Annotated in this window: 13 protein-coding genes; 3 read left to right on the forward strand and 10 right to left on the reverse strand. The window is 72.3% G+C overall.

Features of this window, described 5'->3' with window-relative positions:
• Positions 1-9: 9 nt before the first annotated feature.
• Genes OHA84_RS11495 through OHA84_RS11505 form a run of 3 tightly spaced genes read right to left on the reverse strand, consistent with a single transcriptional unit; the run spans position 10 to position 2,666 of the window.
• Entirely contained in the window at positions 10-654 is a 645-nt protein-coding gene (locus OHA84_RS11495; RefSeq protein ID WP_053676133.1) for a response regulator transcription factor, read from the reverse strand.
• Positions 655-695: 41 nt separating this feature from the next.
• Complete coding sequence (gene macS, locus OHA84_RS11500) at positions 696-1,907, reverse strand: MacS family sensor histidine kinase (protein WP_266971864.1); 1,212 nt, start codon at positions 1,905-1,907, stop codon at positions 696-698.
• Between the two features lie 36 nt (positions 1,908-1,943).
• Entirely contained in the window at positions 1,944-2,666 is a 723-nt protein-coding gene (locus OHA84_RS11505; RefSeq protein ID WP_053676044.1) for a 1-acyl-sn-glycerol-3-phosphate acyltransferase, read from the reverse strand.
• 194 nt (positions 2,667-2,860) lie between these two features.
• On the opposite strand from OHA84_RS11505, the gene OHA84_RS11510 reads away from it, so the two are divergent.
• Positions 2,861-3,640 (forward strand): carboxylesterase, encoded by a 780-nt coding sequence (locus OHA84_RS11510; protein WP_053676045.1) that lies wholly within the window; start codon positions 2,861-2,863, stop codon positions 3,638-3,640.
• Positions 3,633-4,223, forward strand: coding sequence for a hypothetical protein (locus OHA84_RS11515; protein WP_053676046.1), 591 nt, complete (start codon positions 3,633-3,635; stop codon positions 4,221-4,223). The genes OHA84_RS11510 and OHA84_RS11515 overlap by 8 nt, the downstream gene beginning before the upstream one ends.
• A gap of 133 nt (positions 4,224-4,356) precedes the next feature.
• Here OHA84_RS11515 and OHA84_RS11520 read toward each other — a convergent pair whose 3' ends face one another.
• The 6 genes from OHA84_RS11520 to OHA84_RS11545 all read right to left on the reverse strand — a co-directional run bounded on the left by OHA84_RS11520 (position 4,357) and on the right by OHA84_RS11545 (position 9,512).
• Complete coding sequence (locus OHA84_RS11520) at positions 4,357-5,121, reverse strand: endonuclease/exonuclease/phosphatase family protein (protein ID WP_053676047.1); 765 nt, start codon at positions 5,119-5,121, stop codon at positions 4,357-4,359.
• A gap of 71 nt (positions 5,122-5,192) precedes the next feature.
• Entirely contained in the window at positions 5,193-6,134 is a 942-nt protein-coding gene (locus OHA84_RS11525) for an ROK family glucokinase (RefSeq protein WP_053676048.1), read from the reverse strand.
• Between the two features lie 61 nt (positions 6,135-6,195).
• A complete protein-coding gene (locus OHA84_RS11530; protein WP_266971861.1) occupies positions 6,196-6,690 on the reverse strand; it encodes a DUF5304 domain-containing protein in 495 nt (164 codons plus the stop codon).
• Positions 6,691-6,764: 74 nt separating this feature from the next.
• The gene (locus tag OHA84_RS11535) at positions 6,765-7,979 is read right to left on the reverse strand and encodes an ArsA family ATPase (RefSeq protein WP_053676050.1); all 1,215 of its coding nucleotides are present in this window, start codon (positions 7,977-7,979) and stop codon (positions 6,765-6,767) included.
• A gap of 127 nt (positions 7,980-8,106) precedes the next feature.
• A complete protein-coding gene (locus OHA84_RS11540; RefSeq protein WP_053676051.1) occupies positions 8,107-8,547 on the reverse strand; it encodes an SRPBCC family protein in 441 nt (146 codons plus the stop codon).
• Positions 8,548-8,729: 182 nt separating this feature from the next.
• Positions 8,730-9,512 (reverse strand): metallophosphoesterase, encoded by a 783-nt coding sequence (locus tag OHA84_RS11545; protein WP_053676052.1) that lies wholly within the window; start codon positions 9,510-9,512, stop codon positions 8,730-8,732.
• A 228-nt stretch (positions 9,513-9,740) separates the two neighbouring features.
• Between OHA84_RS11545 and OHA84_RS11550 the strand changes: the two genes are divergently transcribed.
• Positions 9,741-11,537, forward strand: a complete 1,797-nt coding sequence (locus tag OHA84_RS11550; RefSeq protein ID WP_266971858.1) for a long-chain fatty acid--CoA ligase — start codon at positions 9,741-9,743, stop codon at positions 11,535-11,537.
• An 85-nt stretch (positions 11,538-11,622) separates the two neighbouring features.
• Here OHA84_RS11550 and OHA84_RS11555 read toward each other — a convergent pair whose 3' ends face one another.
• Positions 11,623-13,236 carry a GMC oxidoreductase gene (locus OHA84_RS11555; RefSeq protein ID WP_266971856.1) on the reverse strand — a complete coding sequence of 538 codons (1,614 nt, stop codon included), beginning with the start codon at positions 13,234-13,236 and terminating at the stop codon, positions 11,623-11,625.
• Positions 13,237-13,315: the final 79 nt, after the last annotated feature.

Genomic DNA, 13,315 nt, shown 5'->3' on the forward strand with positions numbered 1-13,315 from the left:
TGTACGGGACTACGCGTCGTCCAGGCCGCGCTCTATGGCGTACCGGACGAGCTCCACCCGGTTGTGCAGCTGGAGTTTGCCCAGGGTGTTCTGGACGTGGTTCTGCACCGTGCGGTGGGAGATGACCAGCCGCTCCGCGATCTGCTTGTACGAGAGCCCCTTGGCCACCAGCCGCAGCACCTCGGTCTCCCGGTCGGTCAGCTGCGGGGCCTTGGGCTCGTTGGCGGCGGCCGGCGCCGGGTCGGTGGCCAGCCGGCGGTACTCGCCGAGGACGAGACCGGCGAGGCCGGGGGTGAACACCGGGTCGCCGGCGGCCGTACGGCGGACGGCGTCGATGAGCTCCGCGGCCCCTGCGGACTTCAGCAGGTAGCCGGTCGCACCCGACTTCACCGCTTCCAGGACGTCGGCGTGCTCGCCGCTCGCGGAGAGCACGAGCACGCGCAGGGCCGGGTCGGCGCCGACCAGTTCCTTGCAGACCCGCACGCCGGGCATGCCGGGCAGGTTGAGGTCGAGGACCAGGACGTGCGGGGCGGCGGCATGGGCGCGGCGGACCGCCTCCGGGCCGTCGCCGGCGGTGGCCACGACGTCGAAGCCGGCGGCGGCCAGGTCGCGGGCGACCGCGTCCCGCCACATCGGGTGGTCGTCGACGACCATCACCTTGATGCCGCTGAGCTCATGGGACTCGGTGGGCTCGGTCACTGGGTTCTCCCCCTCGGTACTTTCAGTTCCACTTCGGTGCCCTGTCCGGGGACGGACACCAGCTCGGCAGTGCCGCCGAGATCGCGCAGTCGGCCCCGGATCGACAGGGCGACGCCCATCCTGCCCTCGCCCTCCGCCTGGTCCAGCCGACCGGCCGGGATGCCGGGGCCGTCGTCGCGAACGGTGACGATGACCTCGTCGCCCCAGTCCTCGACCAGGATCCAGGCCCGGGCGCCCTCCCCCGCGTGCTTGCGCACGTTGTCGAGGGCGGCCCCGACCGCCGCCGCCAGCTCCCGCGCCGCGGGCGCCGGGAGCGGCACCGGGGTGCCGGGCTCGGCGAAGCTCACCTTCGAGCCGGCGTGGGGGGCGAGGAGGCCGCGCAGGTCCAGCTCGCCGTTCCCGGCGGCCGGCTCCTCGTCGTCGTAGGAGTCCACGAGCGCGCCGAGCGACTCGTCGCGGGAGATCCGGGAGGTGGGCACGAGTCCGCTGGAGACCAGGGTGCGCAGCGCCACCTCCTGCTCCCCCGCCATCCGGCCCAGGTCGGCCGCCTCGCCGCCCAGTTCGGTGCCGCGCCGCTGGACCATCGCGAGGACCTGGAGGACCCCGTCGTGGATGTCTCGGGCCAGCCGCTCGCGTTCGCGGGTGGCGGCCTCGATCTCCAGGGCGCGGGCCAGCGTGGCCTCACTGGCCCGGGCGACCTCGACCACGTAGCCGATGGCGATGGAGGCGACCCAGACCAGCAGGACGTTGTGGAGGGTGTCGCGGGTGGGATCGCCGCCGTGGACCACGATGTTGGCGGCGGCCACGAAGGTGGAGGCGAAGCCGGCCCACCGCCAGCCGCCCTTGAGGGCGAAGGCGAGGACCGAGCCGGCCGTCCAGATGCTGGGGAGCGTGGGGCCGCCGCCCGCGATCCGCTCCGCGTTGTCGGCGAGCGGGGTGAGCAGGATCCCGGCGATGGCGACACCGAGGTCGGCGCCGAGGAAGGGCTTGGTGCAGCTCGCCGCGTTGGCCACCCGGCGGTGGGTGGCCAACGTCCAGACGGCGAGGACCGCGAGGTAGCCGACCGCGACGCCGGGGTGGTCGTACTCCTTGTACGCGGAGGCGAACAGCAGCACCGCGTAGATCATGGTCAGCAGCCGGTAGCCCGTCAGGGCCCGCCACAGCGGCTGCTCGACCGACATGCGCACGACGCGCTCGCGCTTCGCCATCTCCCCCACCCCGTACGGGCGGTGTCGCCCGCCCCGCTACTCCGCGCCCTGCTCGCCCTTGTCCGCCTTCTCGGCCTTGGCGGCCTTCTCGGCGTCCGCGATCTGCCGCTTGGCGGCCGTCGCGTAGATGTCGACGTACTCCTGGCCCGAGAGCTTCATGATCTCGTACATGACCTCGTCGGTCACCGAGCGCAGGATGAACCGGTCCCCGTCCATGCCGTGGTAGCGGCTGAAGTCCAGCGGCTTGCCGATCCGGATGCCGGGTCGCATCAGCTTCGGCACCACCTTGCCGGGCGGCTGGATCTTCTCGGTGTCGATCATCGCGACCGGGATGACCGGGGCTCCGGTGGCGAGTGCCACCCGGGCCAGACCGCCGGGCTTGCCGCGGTAGAGGCGACCGTCGGGTGAACGCGTCCCCTCGGGGTAGATACCGAACAGCTCTCCGCGTTCGATGACGTCGATGCCGCTCTTGATGGCGGCCTCGCCGGCACCGCGCGCTCCGGAGCGGTCCACCGGGAGCTGGCCGACGCCCTTGAAGAAGGCGGCCGTCAGCTTGCCCTTGACGCCGGGGGAGGTGAAGTACTCCGCCTTCGCGATGAAGGTCACCTTCCGGTCGAGCACGGCCGGAAGGAAGAAGGAGTCCGAGAAGGACAGGTGGTTGCTCGCGAGGATCGCCGGCCCCTCAGCGGGAATGTTTTCGAGGCCCTCCACCCACGGCCTGAAGGCGAGCTTCAGGGAACCGCCGATCGAGAACTTCATTGCGCCGTAGATCAACTCGAAAGCCTTCCTGTGTCTGTCGAACAGACCTTATCCCCTGGCTCCCCCGGGAGCGGTCCTACGACCCTGGTCGGTACCACCCCGGTCGCGTACGGTGAAGTCACACAGCGCTACGCACCCGTACCCCCTCATCGCCCCCTCATCCCCCTCGCCTTCCGATCAACAAGGAGACCCTGGTGCCCGTCCTCCCTGGAGCAGAGCCGTTCCGCCACGAGGGCGGAGAGGTCGGCGTACTGCTCTGCCACGGCTTCACCGGTTCCCCGCAGTCGCTGCGCCCCTGGGCCGAGTACCTGGCCGAGCGGGGGCTGACGGTGTCGCTGCCGTTGCTGCCCGGGCACGGGACGCGTTGGCAGGACATGCAACTCACGGGCTGGCAGGACTGGTACGCCGAGGTCGACCGCGCGCTGCGCGAGCTGCTCGACCGGTGCGAGCAGGTGTTCGTCTTCGGACTGTCGATGGGCGGCGCGCTGACCCTGCGCCTGGCCGCCAAGCACGGGGACTCGGTCAGCGGCATCGTCCTGGTCAACCCGGCCAACAAGGTGCACGACCCGCTGGCCTTCGCCCTTCCGGTGGCCAAGCACGTCATCCGCTCCACGCCGGGCGTCGCCAACGACATCGCGAAGCCGGGATCGGTGGAGGTCGGCTACGACCGGGTCCCGACGCGGGCCGCGCACTCGCTGCGCGCGTTCCTGCGCCTGGTGGACGCCGAGCTGCCCCAGGTCACCCAGCCGGTGCTGCTGCTGCACAGCCCGCAGGACCACGTCGTCCCGCCCGTGGACTCGGCGCGGGTGCTGTCCCGGATCTCGTCCACGGACGTGACCGAGACCCTGCTGGAACAGAGCTACCACGTCGCGACGTTGGACCATGACGCGGAGCGGATCTTCGCGGACAGTTTTGCGTTCGTCGGACGGCTCTCGAAGAGCGTCGGCAGGGAGGGGGCGGCCAGCGGTGGCTGAGCACGAGGAGTCGTCCGGGGGTGTTCCCCCGTTGGACGAGGAGGCCGCGTGGGCGGCGATCGTCGCCGGGTACGGGCAGGAACCGCCGGACCCGCCGGGATCCAGACCGTTCCGACCGATCGAGAACCTGATGCTGCCCGAGGAGGACGTCCAACCGACGCCCCCCTCGGTCGCGAAGCCCCCGGAGAAGGACGCCGGTCCCGGTGACCCGCCGGCCCCCGCCGGGCCGCTGGGCAGCTCGGTGACCTTCGCGCCGGGCGTGGGCGGGGCGGGCCCCCGGGACCACTCGCCGGTCGAGCCGAAGGACGAGGACGTGACGCCCGAGGACCGGGCGGACGAGGGCCATTTCGTTCCTCCGGAGCCCGAGCTCCCGGCGGCGGACACCACCTCCAAGTTCGCCTGGCTGGCGGTCGTGGGCGGGCCGGTGCTGCTGCTCGTGGCGGTGCTGCTCCAGTGGGAGATGACCTGGTGGCTGACCACCCTGGGCATCGGCGGCTTCCTGGGCGGCTTCGCCACCCTGGTGGCCCGCATGTCGCACGACGACGACGACGAGGACGACCCGGGGCGCGGAGCGGTCGTCTAGGGCGTTCCCTCCCGGATCCCGGGCGTCCCTCCCCGGATCCCGGGCGTCCCTCCCGGATCCGTTCGGGGCCCGGCCGGGCCCCGGTGCGACGCCGCCCCGGTGCGAGGCACCCGCCGGCGTCGCACCGGGCGGCTCAGCCCGGTGCCGGGCCGGCGCCGAGGCGCAGCGCCGCCAGCACCGGGAGGTGGTCGGTGGCGGCCCGCAGGTCCGCGTCCGTGACCCCGGGAAGGCCCGTCGGGACCCCGCAGCCCAGCACCTCGACCCCCTTCGACGCGAAGACGGCGTCGATCCGCCTCGGCTCCCCGGACCGGAGCCAGGTGTGTTCCCCGCCCCACGGCGCCACGGCCCGGCAGTCCTGGAGTTCCGCGGCCAGCAGGCCGAAGGCCCGGCCCTCCGGGCCCTCGTTGACGTCGCCCGCGGCGATTGCGTACGGGACGTCCATGCCCGCCAGCCGCTCCAGCAGCAGCCCCGCGTGTTCCTCCCGTTCCCCCGCGTCCAGCGGCAGGTGGGCGCTGAGGACGCCGACCCTGGTCCCGGGTGCGGGCCCGAAGCGGACGACGGCCGTCGCGAAGCCCCTGCGGTGCAGTCCCGGCCTCAACGGCAGCAGGACGTCCCGGGTGTGCTCCACGTGCGCCCGCAGCGAGCACAGCAGCAGCGGACCGGCCGCCGTCGCACCGCCGCCGAGCACCACCAGGTCGCACTTCGACGCCAGTCGCGCCGCGTGTTTGCGCCACCGGAAGAAGCGCGGCGCCTCCTGGACGCACACCAGGTCGGGCTCGCACGCCCGGATCACGCGGGCGAGCGCGTCCTCGTCGTCGCGCAGCGAGCGAATGTTGTAGCTGAGTACCCGGATCACGGCTGAACCGTCGGGCTCCGTATGCGACTTCGGCAGGTCCATGCCCCGCAAGATACGCAGCTGCCCGCCGCTCCCACAGGGGGCGCGGCGGGCAGCGGAGGGAACCGGGTGCGTCAGCCCTGGCGGGCGAGGTCGGCCGCGCCGACCATGCCGGCCTTGCCGCCGAGCTGCGCGGCGAGGACCTGCGCGTGCGGGCGCCAGGCGCCGCCGATCAGCCAGCGCTTGAAGGACTTGCGGATCGGGTCCAGGACGAGGTCGCCCTCGTCGGAGACACCGCCGCCGACGATGAACGCGGACGGGTCGAACAGGGACGCCAGGTCGGCCAGCCCCGCGCCGGCCCAGCGGGCCAGCTCGCGGAAGGAGTCGATGGCGACCAGGTCGCCGGCCCGGGCCGCCTCGCTGATGTGCTTGCCCTCGATGCCCTCGGGGGTGCCGTCGCCGAGCGCGAGCAGGGTCGTGGCGTTCTCGGGGGTGGCGTTGGCGCGCTGCTTGGCGTACCGGACGAGCGCGCGCCCGGAGGCGTACTGCTCCCAGCAGCCCTGGCTGCCGCATCCGCACAGCAGGCCGTCCGGGACGACCCGGATGTGGCCGAACTCGGCGGCGACGCCGAAGCGTCCGCGCCGCAGCTTGTTGCCGATGATGATGCCGCCGCCGAGGCCCGTGCCGAGCGTGATGCAGATGACGTCGTCGTGGCCCTGGCCGGCGCCGAAGCGGTACTCGCCCCAGGCCGCGCAGTTCGCGTCGTTCTCGACGACGACCGGCAGGCCGATGCGCTGCTCGACCTTGTCCTTGAGCGGCTCGTGGCGCCAGTTGATGTTCGGCGCGAAGAGCACGGTGGCGCGCTTGTCGTCCACGTATCCGGCGGCGCCGATGCCGACGGCGTCGATGGTGTGGTTGCTGCTGACCTCGGACACGGCGGCGCAGATCGCGTCCGTCACCCCGTCCGCGGTCGGCGGGGTGGGCACCTTGTACGTCTCAAGGATGGTGCCCTCTTCGTCGACCACGCCGGCCGCGATCTTCGTGCCGCCGATGTCGACGCCGATGGTGAGTCCCATTAGTCCCTCGGTTTCCGGTCAAACCCCGCCACGGCCCACCGTACCCGAGCGCGACGGAGGATCAGTCGAGATCGATCCGCTCGGAAGGGCCGGAATCGGGACCTTCCTCCCGGTCGTCGCGCCCGGTGCCGGGGCTGTGGGGGGCGCTTTCCGCGCGGGGGCCCGGAGCGGACGGCGCGGCCTCGTCGCGGGTCCAGCGGCGCTCGTGGCCCTCGACGGCCGACCGGTAGGCGGCGAGCAGCTCGGAGCCGGCCGCCGCGAGGTGGTCGAAGACCTCGGGGTTGCGTTCGATGACGGGCTTGGCGGCGGTCTTGGCCTGGGTGACGAACTGGCGCACGGCGCCCTGGGCGGCGGCGCCGAGCAGCGGGTTGTTCAGGGCGGAGACCTTGTCGGCGACGGCTTCGAAGAGCTTGAACAGTTCCTCGGAGGCACTGCCGGTGCCGGGGCCCGCCTGGCCCTGCCCCGCCCTGCGGCGCTCCTTCTCCGCTGCGAGGTCCTCGGCGCAGGCCTTGGCCCAGGCGTCGTCGTCGATGGGGCGGTCGGTGGCCTCGCTCATGGCGGACTCCTGCGGCGGATGCGGGACGTACGGGACGGACTACCTTCGACGGTACCCGAACGGGGGTACGGGCCTCAGCGCTCGCGGGGCCACAGCTGTGGATCCGGGGTGAAGCGGACGCGCAGCTCGCCGTCGGTCAGGGCCGCGCCGGAGACGGTGCAGCGCCGGAGCGCCGACGGCAGCGAAACGATCCTGCGGTACGGGCCGGCCGTGAGCAGCAGTTCGTCGCCGCGCCGGATCAGGTCCAGGTCGGACTTGCGGGCGCCGGGGAGCGGCACGGCCCAGACCAGTACCCCGTCCTCGGCGAGTCGGTCCTCGACGGCCCAGGCGCGGCGGTACACGGCGGCCTCCCGGGGGGCGATGCCCTCGGTGTCGGCGAGCAGGGTCAGGTCCCGCAGATCACGGGGGTCCCGACCGAGGTGCGCGAGCGGGGCCACGGTCAGCTCGGCGGCCCACTGGTCGGTGTACTTCCGCTGTCGGGCGGCGAGGTCGGCGACCCACGGGTCGGCGGAGTCCCGCGGGACCGTCCGGTTCGCGACGAGGGAGGCGACCGGGAGCCGGTGCAGGGCGAGCCCGAGCCGGCCGGTGCGCAGCGCGTCGTCGGAGGCGGGTCCGGGCTCGGCCACCAGGCGCAGCTCGGTCGCGGGCGACTCGACGACGGCCTCGACGGCGGCCAGTTCCTCGTCCCAGCGGGCAGCGGCGTCGTACAGCCACTGGGCGGGCATGGGTACCCCGGCGAGCTGGGCGAGGACGGGGCGCAGGGCTCGGGCCGCCTGCCGCTGCGCGGGCAGCAGTCGGGCCAGGTAGCGGCGCAGTTGGGCGGGGAGCGCGAGGGTGGCAATCGCCTGGTGCAGCGGGGGCATGTCCACGATCAGGAGATCGACGCCGGGGGCCGAGGCGGCTCGGCGCAGGGCCCTGAGCAGGGCGAACTGTTCGGCGCCGGGGAGTTCGGTGAGTTCCTCCGACCCGAGCGGCCGTCCGCCGAGCATCCCGAGCAGGGAGGCGCCCCGCTCCTGGAGGGTGACGAGTTCGGCCCGGAACTCCTCGCCGGAGTCGATGCGCGCGGCCCGGATCCCGTGGGCGACGGGGACGGCCCTCAGTCCGGGCGCGACCTCCGCGACGGGGCCGGTGGTGGGCCCCAGCAGCTCGACCAGGCGGTCGTCGGGGGCGCCGGGGTCACCGGACAGCAGCAGTACGCGGCGCCCCTGCCGCGCGGCGGCGAGGGCGGTGGCCGCGGCCACGGTGGTCCGACCGGCTCCGCCGGGGCCGGTGATCAGCAGGGTGTGCATGGTGCGGTGCTCCTGTGAGGGGGTGCGGGCCGGGCTCCGCCCGGGGTGCGCCCTCCGGCGGGGCTCCGTCCAGGGCCCCGCGCCTCGAACGGCGGCGAGGCCGGAGTCGGCCGACTCCGGCGTGCGCTCAGGCGGATTCGACGCGCTTCTTCAGGCCCGCGAGGGCGCGGTCGATGATGACCTTCTCGGCCTTGCGCTTGATCATGCCGAGCATCGGGATCTTGACGTCCACGGTCAGCTGGTAGGTGACCTCGGTGCGCTTGCCGCCGTCCAGCGGGGCGAGCCGGTAGGAGCCGTCCAGCTGGCGGAGCATCTGCGACTTGTCCAGCGTCCAGCTGACCTCGTCGGCGCCCGTCCAGGAGTAGGCGAGCGTGTGGTCGTCCTTGATCGCGCCGGCGTCGAGCAGCAGGCGGACCTTCTCGGCGCGGCCGGCGGCGTCGGTGGCCAGTACCTCGGCCTCCTTCACCTCGCCGGTCCACTCGGGGTAGCGGGCGAAGTCGGCGATCACGGCCATGACGTCGGCCGGGGCCGCCTCGATCGTGATGCTCGAGCTGGTGTGTTCCGCCATCGCGGTCGCTCCTCCGGGGAGTATTCGACAAGTGTGCGGGGGCCTCCGGCCGCCGCGTGAAGGCTACCGCGCGTGCGGGGCCGGCCACTCCAGTGCCTCCCCGGTCCCGCGATGACGGCCGTGCCGGCCGTCGGCGCGGGGGGCGCGGGCGGCGCGGGCGGCGCGGGACCGGACGGCTCTGCTCACCACTCCATCGCCCACGGCCGCCCCGTGGAGGCGAAGTGTCCGACGTTCACGCACTCCGTCGCCCCGATCCGCATCCGCCGGGCCATCGGCTGGTGCACGTGCCCGAACAGCGCGTACCTCGGGCGGGTCCTCCGGATCGCGTCCAACAGGGCCTCGCTGCCCCGCTCGAACCGCCTGGCCACCGTGTCGTAGCAGAGCTCCGGCACCTCCGGCGGGATGTGCGAACACAGCACGTCCACCTCGCCCAGGGCCTCCACCTTGGCCGCGTACTCCTCGGGGTCCACCTCGTACGGGGTCCGCATGGGCGAGGGCAGCCCGCCGCCCACGAAGCCGAAGACCCGGCCGCCGATCTCCACCCGCTGCCCGTCGAGCACGGTCGTGCCCGGTCCCGCGTACTGCGGCCACAGGCCCGGCATGTCGACGTTGCCGTAGGTGGCGTACGTGGGATTCGGGAACGCGGCGAACATCTCGGCGTACTGGCGTCGCACCGCTCCCTCGATCAGCGTCTCCCGATCGAGGCCGGCCCACAGCCGCCGGCCGAGATCGCGCGCTTCCCCGTAACGGCGGGCGGTGCGCAGTTCCACGATGCGGTCGGCGTTCTCGACGCCGAACAGATCGGGGAAGATGCCGCGCGAGTGGTCCGCGTAGTCGAGGAAGAGCACCAGGTCACCGAGGCAGATCAGGGCGTCGGCGCCCTCTCCGGCCCGTGCGAGCGCCTCGGCGTTGCCGTGGACGTCACTGACGACATGAACCCGCGTACGACTCTCCCTGCCCACCATGCCGCCACCCTAGGGGCGCCCGGGCCCGACGGGTAGGGGCAGCCCCGCGGTCGGCGGACCTGCGGTTACTTCCGAGTCGTGAACGGGGTCGACTAGTGTCGGCTCGGCACGTCCGTGTCGTGTGACGCATGGAACATCTGGCCGGTTCCCTCTATCCGGAACCCACTACCGGTGGGTAACGTCCGGTCGGTCCACATGGTGGCGATGGCGCCCAGAGGAGCAGCAGTCTTGCGCGAGTTCAGCCTTCCGGCCCTGTACGAGGTCCCGTCGGACGGGAACCTGACGGATCTCATCCGCCGCAACGCCGCTCAGCATCCCGACGTCGCCGTCATGAGCCGCAAGGTGGACGGCAGATGGCAGGACGTGAGCGCGACCGAGTTCCTGGCCGAGGTCCGGGCCACGGCCAAGGGTCTGATCGCGTCCGGCATCCGCCCCGGTGAGCGGGTGGCCCTGATCTCCCGCACCCGGTACGAGTGGGTGCTGTTCGACTTCGCCATCTGGACCGCGGGCGGCGTCACGGTGCCGGTCTACGAGACCAGCTCCCCCGAGCAGATCCAGTGGATCCTCGGCGACTCCGGCGCGAGCGCCGTCGTCGTCGAGAGCCCCGGCCACAGTGCGACGTTGGCCGGTCTGCGCGACAGGCTGCCGGAGCTGCGCGAGGTCTGGGAGATCGAGCAGGGCGCCCCCGCCGCGCTCCGCGCCGCCGGCGCCGGGGTCACGGACGCCGAGGTCGACGAGCGCACGGCCCTGGCGAACGCCGACGACCCGGCGACCATCGTCTACACCTCGGGCACCACGGGCCGCCCCAAGGGCTGCGTGCTGACGCACCGCAACTTCTTCGCGGAGTGCGGCAACGTCGTCGAGCGGCTCGGCCCGCTCTTCCGCACCGGCGAGTGTTCCGTGCTGCTCTTCCTGCCGGCCGCGCACGTCTTCGGGCGTCTGGTGGAGGTGGCGGCCGTCCTGGCGCCGATCCGGCTGGGCTGCGTACCGGACATCAAGAACCTCACCGACGAACTCCAGTCGTTCCGGCCCACGCTGATCCTCGGCGTGCCGCGCGTCTTCGAGAAGGTCTACAACTCGGCCCGCGCCAAGGCCCAGGCCGACGGCAAGGGCCGGATCTTCGACGCCGCGGCCGAGACGGCCATCGCGTACAGCCGTGCGCTGGACGCCCCGGGCGGCCCCGGCCTCGGGCTGCGGCTCAAGCACAAGCTGTTCTCGAAGCTGGTCTACAGCAAGCTGCACACGGTCCTCGGCGGGCGCGGCGAGTACGCGATCTCCGGCGGCGCCCCCCTGGGCGAGCGGCTCGGTCACTTCTTCCGCGGCATCGGCTTCACGGTGCTGGAGGGCTACGGCCTGACCGAGTCCTGCGCGGCCACGGCCTTCAACCCGTGGGACCGCCAGAAGATCGGTTCGGTCGGTCAGCCGCTGCCGGGCTCCGTGGTGCGCATCGCCGACGACGGCGAGGTGCTGCTGCACGGCGAGCACATCTTCAAGGAGTACTGGAAGAACGAGACGGCGACCGCCGAGGCGCTCACCGACGGCTGGTTCCACACCGGCGACGTCGGCACCCTCGACGAGGACGGCTACCTCGCGATCACCGGACGCAAGAAGGAACTCATCGTCACGGCGGGCGGCAAGAACGTGGCGCCCGCGGTGATCGAGGACCGCATCCGTGCCCACGCGCTGGTCGCGGAGTGCATGGTGGTGGGCGACGCGCGGCCGTTCGTGGCCGCGCTGGTCACCATCGACGAGGAGTTCCTGGGCCGCTGGGCCGCCGAGAACGGCAAGCCGGCCGGTGTGACGGCGGCGGAGCTGCGCGAGGACGCGGATCTGATCGCAGCCGTCCAGAAGGCAGTGGACGACGGCAACGCGGCGGTCTCCAAGGCGGAATCGGTGCGGAAATTCCGCATTCTGCCCTCCCAGTTCACGGAGGAGTCGGGCCACATCACGCCGTCGCTGAAGCTCAAGCGGAACGTGGTGGCGAAGGACTACGCGGACGAGATCGAGGCGCTGTACCGGGGCTGATCCCCCTCGTTCCCGGAGCCCCGACCGGAGTGCGTACGACGGGCGGGGTTCGTTCCCCGGACCGGAGTTCGTTCGCCGGGCGGGGTCAGCGCGGGTCGGTGAGGATCCGTTCCATGTTCCGCTCGGCGAGCGCGGTGATGGTCACGAACGGGTTCACGCCGAGGGACCCCGGGACCAGTGAGCCGTCGACCACGTACAGCCCCTGGTAACCCTTGACCCGGCCGTGGTCGTCGGTGGCCTCGCCGAGGACGCAGCCGCCGAGCGGGTGGTAGGTGAAGTTGTCGGCGAAGGCCTTGTTGTCGCCGAACAGGTCGTACCGGTAGATCGTGAAGTTGCGCCGGTTGATCCGGTCGAAGAGCTGTTTCGCCGCCCGCACCGACGGGGCGTTCTGGTCCCGGCTCCACTGCAGGCGTGCCGAGTCGGTGGCGGCGTCGTAGGTGAAGTGGCCGCGCTCGGGGTTCTTGGTGATGGCCAGGTACATCGAGATCCAGTGCTCGATCCCCATCGGGAGCGGGGCAATCTCCGCGAAGACCGGGTTGGCGGCGTTGTCCCAGTCGTCGATGCCGAGAGCGGGCATGGTGGACTGGTTCGCACCGACCGTGTCCCAGAGGTGGTTGGCCCGGGCGGTCATGACGTTGCCGTTGGGCCCCCAGCCCCGGCCGACCTGTTCCGTCAGCGCGGGCAGGGTGCCGGTCTCGCGGGCACGGACGAGGATCTCGGTGGTGCCGAGGCTGCCGGCGCCCAGGAAGAGCTGTCGGCAACCGAGTTCGCGCGTCTGGGTGACCTTGCCGGTGACGTCGCTGGTGCGCACCGTCAGCACGTAGCCCCCGGCCGGGTCGGTCCGTACGCCGACGACGCGTTGCATCGTCTCGATGGTGACGTTGCCGGTGCCGAGGGCGGCGGCGAGGTAGGTCTTGTCGACGCTCTTCTTGCCGTGGTTGTTGCCGTAGATGACCTCGCCCGCGAGCGCGGACCGGGTGGCGGTGCCGGCGGCCTCGCGCTTCATGTACTCGAAGTCGTAGACGTTGGGGACGAAGGTGGTCCTCAGGCCGGTGTTCTGGGCGTGCTTGCGGGAGACGCGGGCGAAGCGGTACCACTCCGTGGACTCGAACCAGGCCGGGTCGATGTCGTTGACGCCGAGCATGGCCCGGGCGCGCGGGTAGTAGGTGCCGTACATCTCGTCGGCGTCGACCCGGGGCAGCACCTCGGAGAAGTACGAGCGTCGGGGCGTCGGCGCCATGCCGCCGTTGACGAGGGATCCGCCGCCCACCCCGCGGCCCACGTACACGGACATGTCGCCGAAGTTCACCCGGTCGAGGACGCCGGGGTAGGGGCTGATGTTCCGGTTGACCACGTCCAGCCAGAGGAACTGGGCGAGCGGGGCCTCGGTGCGGGTGCGGAACCACATGGAGCGCTGGTCGGGCGCGGAGGTGGACGGGAAGATCCTGCCGTCGGACCCGGGGGTGTCCCAGAGCCGGCCCATTTCGAGGACGACGGTACGGACGCCGGCCTGGCCGAGCCGGAGCGCGGCGACGGCTGAGCCGTATCCGGAGCCCACGACGATGGCGGGGGCGTAGGTCGCCGCGGCGGGTTCGACGGCCGCCGCGGAGGCCGACCCGATCCGGGTGAATCCGAGCACGGCCGCGGTCTGGAGGGCGCCGATGCCAAGCATTTGACGGCGCGTCAGCTGAGGTGTCATGGCCGCATGATGAGCGGAATCCGCACATCCCCCCATAGCAGGCGCTGACACACATCTGAGTGACAGTCAGGCATGGCGA

This window comes from Streptomyces sp. NBC_00513, from assembly GCF_041431415.1.
In the GTDB taxonomy this organism is placed as follows: Bacteria; Actinomycetota; Actinomycetes; order Streptomycetales; family Streptomycetaceae; genus Streptomyces.